The sequence below is a fragment of the Lentilactobacillus sp. TOM.63 genome (assembly GCF_030361045.1).
GTDB classification, from domain to species: Bacteria; Bacillota; Bacilli; order Lactobacillales; family Lactobacillaceae; genus Lentilactobacillus; species Lentilactobacillus dabitei.
Genome location: NZ_JAUCAP010000067.1, coordinates 1 through 13,916, shown reverse-complemented (window position 1 = coordinate 13,916; position 13,916 = coordinate 1). Strand labels below are relative to the sequence as shown.

The window sequence follows — 13,916 nt, the reverse complement described above, 5'->3', positions numbered from 1 at the left end:
AAAATGCAAAATACCCATCAAACGCGTGAAACATGTGTTTGATGGGTATTTTGTGTATTTTTATGAATAAATCAGGAAAACGGTTGCTCAACCTCAAAAACTATCCTAACTCTTTTTGGACACGTGCCAAGACCGTTATTTTACGGAAAAATAATAAATCTGCTGTTTATTACTACGTAGCAGGTATGACTCCCCACGGGACACCTAATCTTTATGGGTATGTTTGGCGAGGCTATTTAAAGCCAGGATACAACCCTAATTACAAGGTTTGGAATGGCCTTGACATTAACTATTTTCTAAGTGACAAGGACTATCAGCGTTATATTAATCAATCACCTTCGCAAAACCTGAGTCGGAAAGTTCTGCATTTATTTCCTAATGCTCGACTTTCGCTGAAGTTGTCAAAATTAACTGCTTATGGATCAACTTTAACTGATTTTCGAAAGCAATTTTTGGATGTGCTTATCGTTAAAGATGCCAACTATGCCTTTTACAATCCCCACGGAAAAGTAACTTCTGCTAATCAAAAACTAACAGCAATTAAGACAGCCTTCGATACGCATGGATATAACCAACAAAAACGGTCAGCTTTGAATGGCTATCAGATTGGCATCTATTATGAAAGTAATCGGCAAACCGGTGGCGTTCTTTCATATGACGATGGTTATTATGCTGGTGTAACGGTAGCTAAGCCATTAAATTAACACGCGAAAAAGCAACAACTCACTTTAGCTCTAATTTGTGGGTTGTTGCTTTTTAGGTTAGTTAAATGCAGACTTAGGGAATCGGTAGATTTGGTTCTCAACTGATGCTCCCAGATATATTGTAATTCCAATGAGCACATTATCACCTGACAATTGAATTGCTTCGCCTTCTGTTTGAGGAGACTTTCTCCATTACATAGAATAAATGTGCTCCGACAAGCAGGAATCTGCTCGTAGGCACCTTGAGAAAAAATTCCAAGCCCGGGAATTTCTTCTCAAGGCGACCTACGCTCCGATTCCTAACCGCTTGTTTCCGCACTCTGGCTTTTGAACAGATATCCAAATCCCCGAATTGTCGTCAACATCTCCGGTTCCTTGGGGTTTTCCTCAATTTTCTTTCTTAAATTACTAATATGGGTATCGATAATTCTCAGCGTTGCACCGGTGGTATTTCCCCAGACTGCCGAGGCTATTTGAGTTCTGCTCAATACCGTATTGGCGTTACTAATGAAGAACAATAACAATTTGTATTCAATTGGGCTCAAATTGAGGTTCCTATTACCATTAACGACTTGAAATTTATCCAAATCAATTTTTAACGGTCCCACTAGTAAGTGGTTATCGGTTCCCCCTTGGCGGCTCATTCGCAGGCGATTACGATTTTGGTAGACCCACAAGTGCTGAACGATTCGGGCGGTTACTTCTTTCATTGACGCTTTATATAGGTAATCATCAAAATGATAGTCAACAAAATACGAGCAAACGGTCCGCTCAGGATGTGGCTTGCTAGTTAATAATAGGATCGGACCGGCAATTTGGCTTCTCAAAATCTGCATTTCGGATGGATTTTGCGGCAAAACGACGCTGTTCAAATCCCAGATAACTCCGGAAACTTGCTGTAGTAAGTGATCCAATGGTTCAAATGAGACCCGGGTATTAATGTTGAAGGCGGTCAGTGACTTTTTAAGTTTGTTGGCGAGCTGTAAATCTTGACTGATTAATAGAATTTCCAGTGGCATCTGGTCTTCCTCCATTTTATTGAAATAGTTTACATCTTAAGCTATGCCATACTTTTGTCAGGAATCGGGGACTTTTACGTTACTTTTACATAAACGAAAATCGATATTTACATGACGTTGGTATATTAACAATGTACTTAAATGAGTACTAAAAAAATGGGATTCATATATTAGGAGGAAACATTATCATGAAAAAACGATCCTTTTTTTCAACAATCGTTGCGGTCGCAACGGTGGGGGTTTTACTTGCAGGTTGTGGCTCCAGCAGCAGTTCCAAATCTAAAAAATCTTCAGCGGATTCAAACGTTAAAATTACCGCGGTTGGTTCTACTGCCCTTCAGCCATTAGTTGAACAGGCGGCCAGCGATTATCAAAAGGACAATAGCAAGGTTAACATTTCCGTGCAAGGTGGCGGTTCCGGTACTGGTTTGAGTCAAGTTCAAGCCGGCGCTGTTCAAATTGGTAACTCAGATATCTTTGCCCAACAACAAGATGGGATTAAAGCCAACAAGTTAGTCGATCACCAAGTTGCCGTTGTTGGAATGACACCAGTTGTGAATAAAGATGTCAGCGTCAGCAATTTGACCATGGCTCAACTAAAAGGCATCTTTACTGGGAAGTACACGAACTGGAAACAAGTTGGTGGTAAAAACGAAAAAATCACCGTTGTTAACCGGGCCCAAGGTTCAGGTACGCGAGCAACCTTCGAATCAGCCGTTCTTGAAGGCGCCAAGGCTGTTAAGGCTCAGGAACAAGATTCAAACGGAACTGTTCAAAAGATTGTGTCAAGCACCCCAGGAACCATCAGCTACTTAGCCTTCTCATATGTCAATAATAAGATCAAAGCATTATCAGTTAATAATGTCAAACCAACTGATGCCAACGTGACAACGAACAAATGGAAGATCTGGTCATACGAGCACATGTACACTAAGGGTCAACCAAACGCTGCCACTAAGAAGTTCCTCAACTACATGGATTCAAGCAAAGTTCAAGACAGCTTAGTCCAAAAGCTTGGTTACATCAGTATTCATGATATGAAGGTAACTAAGAATGCAAGCAACGCTGTGAGTCAAAAATAGAGTGCGACTAGCAACGGGTGGCGGGGCTTAGGATTTAGCGCCAGTTGCGTCAGAGCACGTTTTCACTACCAAACAGAATCAAAAAATCATTATGTAACCCAACGAAGGCCAAAGGCAAATCAAATGCCCTCGGCCTTCATCAGGTTAAAGCATCATTAATTTCAGTACGAGTGCGCAAAGCAGAAACACCCTCGACAAGAATCCCCCAAAACCAGGGATTCTTGTTGAAGGAGACTTATATTCCAGTTTCTAACCGCTTTGCTTCGCTCACTTTATTAGGACAGCTCCTCCAGGCAGAAACTTGCACATAAGCACCCCAAACGTAAATTCCAAACCCAGGAATTCACGTTTGGGGAGACTTATGTACCAGTTTCTAAGCGCCTGGATCCGCTCACTAAATTATAGGAGGTTTAGCATGGATGAGATTAAGAAAGACCTGCAAAATCCATCGAAAGCAACTCACCAAGATTATTTTGGTCGAACAATTACCTACATCTGTATTGCTTTTGTGGGGTTGCTGGTAATTTCGATTTTATATTTCATCACGACCAGAGGTATCGCAACCTTTACGGCCAATCACGTGAGTTTGTGGAAATTTTTATCGGGAACTAACTGGAACCCAGGGTTACTTGATAAGCATGGCAATCCACAAATCGGTGCCCTGCCAATGATCGTGACGTCGTTTAGTGTCACAATCCTCGCTGCGGTGGTTGCCACTCCGTTTGCGTTAGGGGTTGCGTTATTTATGACGGAAATCGCACCAGAAAAGGGAACCAAGATTCTCCAACCGGTTATCGAATTGTTGGTCGGAATTCCTTCTGTTGTTTATGGATTTATCGGCTTGTCGGTGATCGTACCACTCATTCGTCACACGTTTGGGGGGACTGGGTTTGGAATCCTCGCCGGAACATTGGTCCTCTTTGTCATGGTACTGCCAACAATTACGTCACTTTCCGTTGACAGTATCAAGGCGGTCCCAATGTTTTACCGCTTGGCTTCATTAGCGTTGGGTGCCACCCGTTGGCAAACCATTTACAAAGTGGTTTTGAGAGCCGCTACCCCGGGAATCTTGACCGCGGTTATTTTTGGAATGTCACGGGCATTTGGTGAAGCTTTGGCCGTCCAAATGGTCATTGGTAACGCCGTCTTAATGCCTCATGGCTTGCTGACCCCTTCCTCCACGTTAACGAGTCAATTAACAACTGGAATCGGTAATACCACCATGGGGACATTACCTAATAATGCCTTGTGGTCGTTAGCTTTAATCTTGCTATTAATGTCATTAGTCTTTAACATTCTGGTTCGCTTTATTGGGAAGAAGGGTAGTTTAAAAAAATGAATTCTAAAACAAGTAATAACATTGCGACCGGCGTCATTTACGTCCTGGTTGCCGCCGTTATTGGCATCTTAGTATTCCTACTCGGCTACATCCTGTGGACTGGAATTCCGCATATCTCAGGCCACTTCCTAACTTCTGCTGCCCAATCTTTTAGAGCTGGCGGTGGGGTTCGTGATCAACTGTTTAACTCCTTATACCTGTTAGTCTTGACGCTGATTATATCTTTCCCGATTGCCTTAGGTTCTGGTATTTATTTGTCAGAATATGCGCCTAATAACTGGTTTACCAGCTTGATTCGAACCGCTGTTGAAGTTTTGAGTTCGTTGCCTTCCGTTGTGGTTGGGTTGTTTGGCTACCTGTTATTTGTTATCCAGTTCAATATGGGCTTTTCCATCCTGGCTGGGGCCATTGCGCTGACTTTCTTCAACTTGCCATTGTTGACTCGAAGTATCGAAGAGTCCTTGCAAGACGTTTCGCAATTACAACGAGAAGCAGGACTGTCACTGGGCCTATCACGATGGAAAACTATTACTGGGATTGTGTTGCCAGCTGCTGTGCCGGGAATTTTAACTGGAATTATTTTGAGTGCCGGCCGGGTATTTGGTGAAGCCGCTGCCTTGATTTACACGGCTGGACAAAGTGCACCAACTGTTAATTACGGTGACTGGAATCCAGCCGATCCAGCAAGTTTCTTAAATCCGCTACGCCCAGCTGAAACGTTGGCCGTTCATATTTGGAAACTGAATACTGAAGGCGTCACCCCGGATGCTGCCGCCATTTCAAGTGGGGCATCGGCCGTTTTGATCGTCGTGATTCTCTTATTCAACCTCTTAGCTAGAATGCTTGGCAATTGGATGTACAAGAAAATGACCGCAACGAGGTAGGAGATTAATATGCAAAACTATTCATTTGATGATACCCACATTATTGATATACCGTTGGAAAAAGCGATGACCACGGAAAATCTCCAAGTATTCTATGGGGATAACCATGCCATGCACGATGCCTCGTTGGAATTTCCCCGGTACCGGATTACCGCTTTGATAGGTGCCTCCGGATCAGGAAAGTCAACGTATTTGCGCTGCTTGAACCGGATGAACGATCGGATTGCGACCGTTAAAGGCAAAATTATGTATCGAGATACTGATATCAATAGTAAGAATATTAATGTCTACGAAGTCCGCAAACACATCAGCATGGTGTTTCAACGGCCGAACCCCTTTGCCAAATCAATTCGAGAAAATATTACCTTTGCTTTAAAACGAAACGGAATAAAAGATAAGAACGAATTGAATAAACGAGTTGAGGAGAGTTTGAAAGCCGCTGCGCTTTGGGATGAAGTCAAAGATGAGCTGGATAAAAGTGCCTTGGCATTATCTGGTGGTCAAGCGCAACGGCTATGTATTGCCCGTTGTGTCGCCATGAAACCGGATATTCTGTTGCTAGATGAGCCGGCCAGTGCCTTGGATCCGATATCGACCGCTAAGATTGAGGAAACTCTCCAACAATTGCGGAAAAATTATTCAATCATTATTGTGACTCATAATATGCAACAAGCATCAAGAATTGCGGATTACACGGCATTTTTCCACATGGGCCACGTGCTTGAATATGACGAAACGGAAAAATTATTTACTAATCCAGAAATCAAAGCCACTGAGGATTACATATCCGGTAACTTTGGCTAGTAAAGGAGCAGTGGGCAATGACCAAAATCATTACAAGTAAAGATGTCCATTTATACTATGGCAAAAAAGAAGCCCTCCACGGCATTAACCTGGATTTCGAAGAACACCAAATCACTGCATTAATTGGTCCGTCGGGGTGTGGTAAGTCCACTTACTTGCGTTGCTTGAATCGAATGAATGATTTAATCAAAGGGGTCACCATTACCGGAAGCATTAAGCTGGAAGATGAAGATATTTATGCTCCCCAAACTGATGTGGTTAATTTGAGAAAACGGGTTGGCATGGTGTTCCAGCAACCCAATCCATTCCCGTTTAGCGTCTACGAAAACGTTGCTTATGGTTTGCGGTTAGCGGGTGAAAAGGACAAACACGTTCTTGATGAGCGGGTGGAAACCAGTTTGAAGCAAGCCGCCATTTGGGATGAAGTTAAGGACCATCTCTATGAAAATGCCTTAGCGTTCTCTGGTGGGCAGCAGCAACGGATCTGTGTGGCCCGGGTGTTAGCCGTCCAGCCGGAAGTGGTGTTACTAGACGAGCCGACCAGTGCGTTGGATCCAATTTCCAGTGCCAAGATTGAGGACACGTTAATGAATATTCGCCATGAGTACACGGTCATCATCGTGACCCATAATATGCAACAGGCATCGCGAATTTCAGACAAGACGGCATTCTTGTTGAACGGTGATCTGGTTGAATTTTCGAAAACTGAGAAGATGTTTATTCACCCAGATGATGAGAAGACCAGTGACTATTTGAATGGGAAGTTTGGATAATACAGGGAGGACACCACAATGCGAGAATTATTTGATGATGAATTAAAAAAGCTCCACGGCCGGTTTGTTGAAATGGGGCTCAATATTAGTGAACAGATTTATAGTTCAACTAAGGCTTTTATGGAACATGACAAAAAGTTGGCGCAGGAGGTCATTGATGCCGATAACGAAACCAACGGCGAAGAAATGCGACTGGAGAAGCAGGCCCTGAGTTTGATTGCCCTTCAACAGCCGGTTGCCACTGATTTTCGAGTGATTATCAGTATTTTGAAGGCCAGTTCAGATTTGGAACGGATTGGCGATCATGCCGTTAGCATTGCCCGGGAGACCATTCGAGTGAAAGGCAATCCGCGAATTCCCAAAGTCGAAAAAGAAATCGCCAAGATGACCGATCAGGTTCGCGATATGCTGGAAAAAGCATTGGATGCCTATTCCAAGAGTGACGCTGATGCCGCTAAAACGTTAACCAACGAAGATGTGGCCGTTGACGAACAATACCTATTGATTCGCGATGCAATTACCAAAGCCGTTGAGGAGAATACCGAAACGGCCCTTGCCAGTTCAAGTTACTTTATGGTCATTCGTCTGCTTGAGCGGATTGGTGACCACATTGTCAATTTAGCAGAATGGATTGTTTATAGTGCCGCTGGTCAGATTGTTGAGTTAAATCCTGGCAAAGCCAACCCCGAATTAGTTAACAAGCTGTACTCAGAAGAAATTGTGAAAGAAAAGGATAAAGCACCCAATAAAAAGGGTAATCAATAGTTTAGCTATGAATTGAAGCTAAACCGTAATCATTGAAATGCTAAAATATCAGTTACAAAAAGATGGATTCAAAAGCAGTTCCTAGTTTTCTAGGAGAAACTGTTTTTGAGTCCATCTTTAATTTTTAAAGGGGTCGTTATTTGGCGACAATTACTCGCCCATCATGCTTTGATTCCAAGATCTGATGGCCTTTTACAACGCCAGCTAACGTAAATGGTAGTTGCTTGGCAATCTTAATTGAAAGTTTTCCTTGGGCCATTAGTTCAATCATGGCCTTTAGTGCCTGTAAATCAGTGATTTGTTGGGTTGGGTGAATGTGATTGAAGTGAACATCCTTGTCGGTATCCGGATCGCCATCTGCGACACTGGCAATAATCCCGCCATTCTTGACAATCTCAGCATCATTTTCACTGCCAATGCCATTCAAAGCGGCGTCAATGACAACGTCGGCCGTGTTTGCCAAAGCCTTTGCTGGGTCTTGTTGATCATAAGCAACGTAATCCGTGATTCCTAATGATTTAACATATTCCTCATTGCGACTGGAACCAACCCCAATTACTTTGGCACCAATGCTTAAAGCAACTTGGGCGGCGATCGAACCAACACCACCGGAAGCTCCTTTAACAACGACGGTTTGGCCGGGTTGGACGTTCCCAAATAGATGAACGCCCTTGTAGCCGGCTAATCCAGGTGTAACAATTCCAGCGGCCTGCGCAAATGAGACGCTATCTGGAATGGTGACGGTATTGGTATCATCACCCATTGCATATTCAGCGTAGGAATGATGGCCATGGGCAACGACGCGGTCACCAATTTTAATACCCTTAACATCACTACCAACCTGTTCGGCAATTCCAGCGACATCTCGGCCGGGAATAATGCGATGATCAGTAGGCTTGAATTTACCCGCTCGTTGTAATGCTTCAAAGTTATTTAAGTTAAACGCTTGGGTTCTAATGAGAACTTGGTTGCTGGTAATCTCTGGAACGGGAACATCATATTCCTGGAAAACTTCCGAGCCACCATTTTTTTCGTATCCAAATGCTTTCATCGCTAATTGCTCCTTTCTAATTCACAATCCCCTAAACTAATTATAATTCATCCAGGTCGAAAAGCAATCAATTAGGCGGGAGTTGTTGATGAGGTGAAATGTTTATCCCACGCGCACATAACTTGAAAAATGCGGCGGATATGATATATTTGTAGTGCAAAGAAGTTTTGGCACCATGAACACCAAAGCCCCCAACAGCTGCAACTGTTGAGGGCTTTTTTATGGCTGAATGTCGCCTATATTGCTTTACTTGCGGTGTATGCGGTTCAGCCAGTCAACAAACCAAGCGGTAATTAGCGCTACCGCAAGTGGGGCAAAGAAGTTCTGGAACAACATGAACACCCCCTAACTGACGCTAGGTAGGCGACTTTAAAAGTATATCATGAGTGATTTTGGCATTGCCACAATAATTTATGAATTAGTATTATTAGCTTGATTCCTCGCTACAATAGGAATAGAACTGGAATTTGTAATTCCAAAAATGAAATACTTATCCTAAAATGAAGTTCATTGAGAGGGATGACAAAATGGCTGAAACGAACACTTACCTAAAATATCGTTTGAAAAATTTACCCAAGCAAACAGTCGTGCAGAAGGTCTACGTGGGCACTAAATATGTATACGCCTTACAGTTGTATCATCAAAACAGGGATGCAGTGATCTCCCGCGTTCGAAAAAATCGGGTGAAAAATGGGTATGATCTCAATTTTCGCCACGCGAAGAAGATGTATCTTAAGAATTTTGGCCATGGCCAGACCTTAGAATACTTCAAGCATAACGGGATTGATTACTGGTGGGTGGTGACTAAACCAAATGTAGTCGATTATCCGGATATGAAATGGGGAACCCAACTCGCCCGCATTCGTTTTAAACCAAATCGAGAACGGCGAACCCGTCATCGGGGCAATACTTCCGTCACCCGCCTGGTGATGTTAAACCATGCCACGCCGACAGGTGATTCATACGGCCAACTCAAGCGAGTGGAAGGGGCGTTGTCACCTGACAAGCAGACGTTATTAATTGCGGCAATTGATGTGGAAAATACAGCCCACTTCAGTTTGTATGATAGCCGAAAGTTGAATGATGCCTTGGATGCGGTCGATGATCATAATGGCTTTGTGGATCTCAGTCAAGTGGGTGATCTGTTTTCAACTCGGGTTGCCACTCCGTATTTTGAAATATCAAAGTTCGCGAACCAACTAACATCGCCATCAATTCAAGGGTTCGACTTGGACAATGGGTTTGCAATTTACGTTTCCAGTGGTCAAGCAGCTGTCAGCGAAAACCACCCTAGCGCTGACACACCAGGAATCAGCCGATTCGAATGGGGAAGTCAAACTGCTCAACAAGTTTTGCTACACCATTCTAATTGGATCGGCAAAAATATTGAGACTGAGGGGATCCAGGTAGCGTCTCGGGTATATATCGGGATTGCGTATCATGACGCCGAGCCATATGCGACGAAGACGTTAGAGAATCGAGTGTATTGGTTTTCTAATATCTAATGATGGGATAATTGTCATTACCGCTATTAGCGGTTGAATGAACCGTATTGATTATTACCGCCAGTTATCAATGAAATGCAAACTGAAATGTTTTTAATTAATCTCACTATGTGCGCTCAGTTTTTTCGCTCTGTTTTTGAATATAAATAGATCAAGAAACCACCCCAACATATCATTAAAAAGAGAAGTAGATTCGCAAAGATGTTTGGATGACTCATTGTATTGGTTAGGATATCAGGAACCTGGAAGCAGGGATAGGTAAGTAAGGGAAATGTGAGGCCTTTAAAAATAGGCTTTTTTAGTTGTCTGTGACGCTTTAAGACAATTCCCAGCGCTCCAACGATAACTAGCCCGATGATAGCGCTTTCCCAAAATGGACTGACGACAGAAATAAAAATGCTTATTCCTATTAGAATGTAGCCAGCTGTAAAGATGGCCCTATCAAATTTTGTTAAGAATGTTCGTTGTTTGATATTCATAATTACATCATCTCCCTTTAACCAATTGATGCTTTCATCATTATCCTATAATATTAAAAGTACAAGCTTAGAATCACAGACATGCCTAATTTGAGGTTGTTTTTGGTGCTCAGGCTAAGAAGTTGCCAACAACAGATACTTATAACAAGTCATAATAAAAATAAAGGAGTGAAAGCCGTGGGTATTTCGACAAAATTAAAGCAATTTCGAAAAAATAAGCAGATGACTCAGCAAGATGTGGCAGCATATCTCCACGTTTCTCGAAAAACCATCTCTGGTTGGGAGAATGATCGCAGTTATCCTGATGCTAGCATGCTCATCAAACTGAGTGATTTATTTGGAATATCAGTGGACAATCTCATCCGGGATGCGAAAATGACTGTCAATGATAGACCCAAGGAACAAAGGTCTAGGAAAAGACAAACTGTTTTCATTGCCACGTATCGCTTTAACATTGTTCTATTGATTGTCGGTTACCTACATATGTATTATTTGCCAGGTTTTCATTCAGCGATCACCACTTTGATCTTATTGATCAATGAACTTGCAGTATTTCTTTCTTATGAGAGTTGGATAAATCTGAAACGGCGATTAACGTTGCTTGAAATTTTTGGGAGCTTCTTTATTTTGTTGGCAGTCAATATTGTCATTAATTTTTTGAATTCTTCATGGAATTCTTCTATTGTTCAGTCAGGCACCTATGAAGCGTTAGGCATGATGATTGGCAGAGTTATATTGGATATGTTGCTGTCGATCAGTCTGATCATGGTGATTTTCTTCAGGCCACTGAGAAATAAGAAGTGGTGGTCAAGCGTCTAGCTGTTTGCAAACTAAAGTTTCCGGTTTCCGTTCCAAAAATTTACGCACTTTTTACAAATAATCTATCAGTTATTTACAACCAACCATTACCCTTAAGATGATTCATGAATGGTTATCAGGGACTAGTTGAAAGATGGTGAAACTGATGTCAACGATGATTAACGAAATCAAGCATACCCCCAAGTTGGGTTGGGAAATTGCGTTCGCCGTATTGTTCATTATTGCCATTCTGATAAGCATTTCTTAGTTATTATATTTTGGGAGGTTTAGTCATGATCACTAAACGGAAATCGGTTTTACAGACAGTCATTAAGAGTGCCTTTGTGTTCACTTTATCAGGGGCGGCGTTATTTGGTGCGGAAACGAATACGCAGGCCAGTAGTTCTAATGATGATTCAAGCCTTACAAAAACGTTAGCACCACAGGCTGCATCATACGGGTACTTCGTTGATCAGTATCAGCAGAACATCAAAACGAACACGACACCGGAAACCAATCCGGCAATTGCGCTATTCAACAACACGTTCCTAAGTTATTGGGATCCGACAACCAAGACTGCAAAGAATGCAGATCTTTTAAAAGAGAATCTCGATAAATCAGTCCAGATATCAAATGGGGCATCTCAAGCAGAGATTGACCGCTCCTACCTCACTGATCGCCGAGATCTTCGCTATAATTTGATCAGTGGCTTTGGGCCATATGCTAACGCATTCATTAAGGATGCTGGTGCCCAGACTGATTTTAATTCCGTTCCCGATGCCCCGCTCCCCGCTGACTCACCTTATAGTTCGATGAAGTGGGCGGATGAGAATTCTAAATTGGGTTCGGTGGTCAAATTAGTTGATACTGCCGAAGATTCTGACTGGTCCGGAACCGGAACCCCCAAGGCATACATTCAATTTACCCGGCCTTATCGGCAAAGTAGCCAGGTCAAAGTTAATCCATACCTCGCAAACGTCATGGCTGCCGCTAAGCAAAATGATTACGATTTTCCAAGCGGGCATACCACTGCCGCCTTTGAAACTGGGGAAACCCTTGCTTATACATTCCCCCAACGCTATCAACAATTAATTACCCGTTCTTCAGAAGTCGGTTATGACCGAGTCCTCGCTGGTCGGCATTCACCATTGGCTGTCATGGGTGGTCGGGTAATTGGTACCGCAATGACTGCCGCAACTTTGAATGATCCAAATAATCAACAATTGGCTGACCAAGCTTACAAGGATGCGCAGGCTAATTTGCCAAGTCAAAAGGATTCAAGTGCCCAAGATTCATTCAGTGATTATCAAAAGAACCTTGAGGATTACACTTATCGCTTGACCTATGGCTTCTCACCAATTGGCGACACGACCAAAGCAATGGTTGTGCCAAAGGGGGCTGAAGTTCTCCTCAAGACAAGATTGCCATATCTGTCAGACATCCAACGGCGGGAAGTTCTTTACACGACTGGCTTGCCATCCGGTTACCCAATGGGCGATGATACCGAAGGCTGGGGTCGTTTGAACCTCTTTAAGGCCGCTAACGGGTTTGGTGAATTACTTACCAACACGACGGTTAACATGGACGCCTCCAAGGGTGGCTTTAACGCCAACGATACTTGGAAAAACAATATTTCCGGTAAGGGCGGCTTGACCAAGGAAGGTTCCGGCTCATTAGCATTACTTGGCAAGAACAGTTATCAGGGTGGCACCACTGTTAAAGGCGGCTCACTGGTTGCTCAAAACGAATCCGCTTTTGGTAATGGCAGTTTGAACCTAACTGACGGAACTGTTAAGTTGGATTCACGGGCTGTCACCGTTAAGGGCAATTACACCCAAGCAAACAGGGGAACGTTGAACTTGGCAGCTAATGACAAGGTTGCGGTTTCCGGTTCTGCTAAGCTGGGTGGTAAATTAGTGCTGAGTTCAGCCAAGGATCTTAAGTCTGGAACGAAGATCTTGTCATTTAAGAGTCACTCCGGCAAATTTGCCCACGTTCAAGGATTACCAAAGGGTTGGCACTTAGACTACACTAAGAAGAACGTGCAAGTGGTTAAATAAACAAGCATTTGCACACTTTTGCCAAATTATTTTCATAAATTGGTTGACATCTGGATGTAAAGGTAATAATATTAGTCTCAATCAAAGAACATTAGAGTTTGCTAAGACAAGGAGAGTAATTTCTTAGGACTTTTTTCAGGGAGAATCGGGTAAGTGTGAACGATTCAAAAGCCTAAGCAATGAAAGTAGCCTTCGAGCGACAAATGCGAACAGTATTGTGAGTATTTGTTGGGAGCGCCCATTACAGCGCCAGTGTATCGCTGAATTTAATTTGGCCGTACATGGTGAGGTAGCAGTCGTGAGGCTGTTGCGAATTTGGGTGGTAACACGTGTAAACGTCCCTTGAAGTCATATCGATTTCAAGGGACGTTTTTTTGTACAGAAAAGAGGGCATTTAAATGAGAAAATTGTTATTTGAAGCAAAATCGGGCGGGATTGTCCGAGTCACCGAATAACGCAGGGCTTTGATCATAAGGATCGGCCCTTTAGAACGCATTTCGACACGATTAACCGGAAATTTCAATTATTTATTTTATACGAGGAGCGGTCATTATGGAAACAAAATCAAAGAAATTAGGTAGATTGTAAAATTAATCCGAACGCTGTTCGGACAAAAAAGATCAGCTTCCTTTAAAATGGTGTTTACCACAAAC

At 42.9% G+C, this 13,916-nt stretch carries 13 protein-coding genes and 1 other annotated feature; of the genes, 10 read left to right on the top strand and 3 right to left on the bottom strand.

The features are described from left to right. The first annotated feature begins 62 nt into the window (after nucleotides 1-62). Nucleotides 63-704 carry a hypothetical protein gene (locus QUF07_RS11100; RefSeq protein WP_289427450.1) on the top strand — a complete coding sequence of 214 codons (642 nt, stop codon included), beginning with the start codon at nucleotides 63-65 and terminating at the stop codon, nucleotides 702-704. 299 nt (nucleotides 705-1,003) lie between these two features. Here the strand turns inward: QUF07_RS11100 and QUF07_RS11095 are convergent, their stop codons facing one another. Beyond that, on the bottom strand, nucleotides 1,004-1,723 hold the full coding sequence (locus QUF07_RS11095) for a winged helix-turn-helix transcriptional regulator (RefSeq protein ID WP_249778466.1): 720 nt from the start codon (nucleotides 1,721-1,723) through the stop codon (nucleotides 1,004-1,006). 188 nt (nucleotides 1,724-1,911) lie between these two features. Between QUF07_RS11095 and QUF07_RS11090 the strand changes: the two genes are divergently transcribed. The 6 genes from QUF07_RS11090 to phoU all read left to right on the top strand — a co-directional run bounded on the left by QUF07_RS11090 (nucleotide 1,912) and on the right by phoU (nucleotide 7,370). After that, nucleotides 1,912-2,805: a phosphate ABC transporter substrate-binding protein PstS family protein gene (locus QUF07_RS11090; protein ID WP_217164036.1), complete on the top strand. Its 894-nt coding sequence runs from the start codon at nucleotides 1,912-1,914 to the stop codon at nucleotides 2,803-2,805. Between the two features lie 415 nt (nucleotides 2,806-3,220). Beyond that, entirely contained in the window at nucleotides 3,221-4,144 is a 924-nt protein-coding gene (gene pstC, locus QUF07_RS11085; protein ID WP_289427446.1) for a phosphate ABC transporter permease subunit PstC, read from the top strand. Next, entirely contained in the window at nucleotides 4,141-5,028 is an 888-nt protein-coding gene (pstA, locus tag QUF07_RS11080) for a phosphate ABC transporter permease PstA (protein ID WP_217164032.1), read from the top strand. Before pstC ends, pstA begins: the two co-directional genes overlap by 4 nt. Nucleotides 5,029-5,037: 9 nt before the next feature. Further along, nucleotides 5,038-5,832, top strand: a complete 795-nt coding sequence (gene pstB / locus QUF07_RS11075; protein ID WP_289427445.1) for a phosphate ABC transporter ATP-binding protein PstB — start codon at nucleotides 5,038-5,040, stop codon at nucleotides 5,830-5,832. A 17-nt stretch (nucleotides 5,833-5,849) separates the two neighbouring features. Next, nucleotides 5,850-6,605 carry a phosphate ABC transporter ATP-binding protein PstB gene (gene pstB, locus QUF07_RS11070; RefSeq protein ID WP_056982107.1) on the top strand — a complete coding sequence of 252 codons (756 nt, stop codon included), beginning with the start codon at nucleotides 5,850-5,852 and terminating at the stop codon, nucleotides 6,603-6,605. An 18-nt stretch (nucleotides 6,606-6,623) separates the two neighbouring features. Then, complete coding sequence (gene phoU, locus QUF07_RS11065) at nucleotides 6,624-7,370, top strand: phosphate signaling complex protein PhoU (RefSeq protein WP_217341876.1); 747 nt, start codon at nucleotides 6,624-6,626, stop codon at nucleotides 7,368-7,370. A 136-nt stretch (nucleotides 7,371-7,506) separates the two neighbouring features. Here the strand turns inward: phoU and QUF07_RS11060 are convergent, their stop codons facing one another. After that, entirely contained in the window at nucleotides 7,507-8,421 is a 915-nt protein-coding gene (locus QUF07_RS11060; protein WP_217164024.1) for an NADP-dependent oxidoreductase, read from the bottom strand. 527 nt (nucleotides 8,422-8,948) lie between these two features. On the opposite strand from QUF07_RS11060, the gene QUF07_RS11055 reads away from it, so the two are divergent. Then, nucleotides 8,949-9,926: a helveticin J family class III bacteriocin gene (locus QUF07_RS11055; RefSeq protein ID WP_217164022.1), complete on the top strand. Its 978-nt coding sequence runs from the start codon at nucleotides 8,949-8,951 to the stop codon at nucleotides 9,924-9,926. 116 nt (nucleotides 9,927-10,042) lie between these two features. Here the strand turns inward: QUF07_RS11055 and QUF07_RS11050 are convergent, their stop codons facing one another. After that, on the bottom strand, nucleotides 10,043-10,405 hold the full coding sequence (locus QUF07_RS11050) for a hypothetical protein (protein ID WP_217164020.1): 363 nt from the start codon (nucleotides 10,403-10,405) through the stop codon (nucleotides 10,043-10,045). 177 nt (nucleotides 10,406-10,582) lie between these two features. Here QUF07_RS11050 and QUF07_RS11045 point away from each other — a divergent pair, with 177 nt between their 5' ends. Together QUF07_RS11045 and QUF07_RS11040 are read left to right on the top strand one after the other, a co-directional pair. Continuing rightward, nucleotides 10,583-11,224 carry a helix-turn-helix domain-containing protein gene (locus QUF07_RS11045; protein WP_217164018.1) on the top strand — a complete coding sequence of 214 codons (642 nt, stop codon included), beginning with the start codon at nucleotides 10,583-10,585 and terminating at the stop codon, nucleotides 11,222-11,224. Nucleotides 11,225-11,496: 272 nt separating this feature from the next. Next, nucleotides 11,497-13,263, top strand: a complete 1,767-nt coding sequence (locus QUF07_RS11040) for a phosphatase PAP2 family protein (RefSeq protein WP_217164016.1) — start codon at nucleotides 11,497-11,499, stop codon at nucleotides 13,261-13,263. A gap of 94 nt (nucleotides 13,264-13,357) precedes the next feature. Beyond that, nucleotides 13,358-13,609 (top strand) — a binding site (T-box leader). Nucleotides 13,610-13,916: the final 307 nt, after the last annotated feature.

Bases quoted from the DNA above. Each gene is read 5' to 3' on its own strand.
- QUF07_RS11100 (WP_289427450.1), top strand. From the start codon at position 63: ATGAATAAATCAGGAAAACGGTTGCTCAACCTCAAAAACTATCCTAAC.
- QUF07_RS11095 (WP_249778466.1), bottom strand. From the start codon at position 1,723: ATGCCACTGGAAATTCTATTAATCAGTCAAGATTTACAGCTCGCCAAC.
- QUF07_RS11090 (WP_217164036.1), top strand. From the start codon at position 1,912: ATGAAAAAACGATCCTTTTTTTCAACAATCGTTGCGGTCGCAACGGTG.
- pstC (WP_289427446.1), top strand. From the start codon at position 3,221: ATGGATGAGATTAAGAAAGACCTGCAAAATCCATCGAAAGCAACTCAC.
- pstA (WP_217164032.1), top strand. From the start codon at position 4,141: ATGAATTCTAAAACAAGTAATAACATTGCGACCGGCGTCATTTACGTC.
- pstB (WP_289427445.1), top strand. From the start codon at position 5,038: ATGCAAAACTATTCATTTGATGATACCCACATTATTGATATACCGTTG.
- pstB (WP_056982107.1), top strand. From the start codon at position 5,850: ATGACCAAAATCATTACAAGTAAAGATGTCCATTTATACTATGGCAAA.
- phoU (WP_217341876.1), top strand. From the start codon at position 6,624: ATGCGAGAATTATTTGATGATGAATTAAAAAAGCTCCACGGCCGGTTT.
- QUF07_RS11060 (WP_217164024.1), bottom strand. From the start codon at position 8,421: ATGAAAGCATTTGGATACGAAAAAAATGGTGGCTCGGAAGTTTTCCAG.
- QUF07_RS11055 (WP_217164022.1), top strand. From the start codon at position 8,949: ATGGCTGAAACGAACACTTACCTAAAATATCGTTTGAAAAATTTACCC.
- QUF07_RS11050 (WP_217164020.1), bottom strand. From the start codon at position 10,405: ATGAATATCAAACAACGAACATTCTTAACAAAATTTGATAGGGCCATC.
- QUF07_RS11040 (WP_217164016.1), top strand. From the start codon at position 11,497: ATGATCACTAAACGGAAATCGGTTTTACAGACAGTCATTAAGAGTGCC.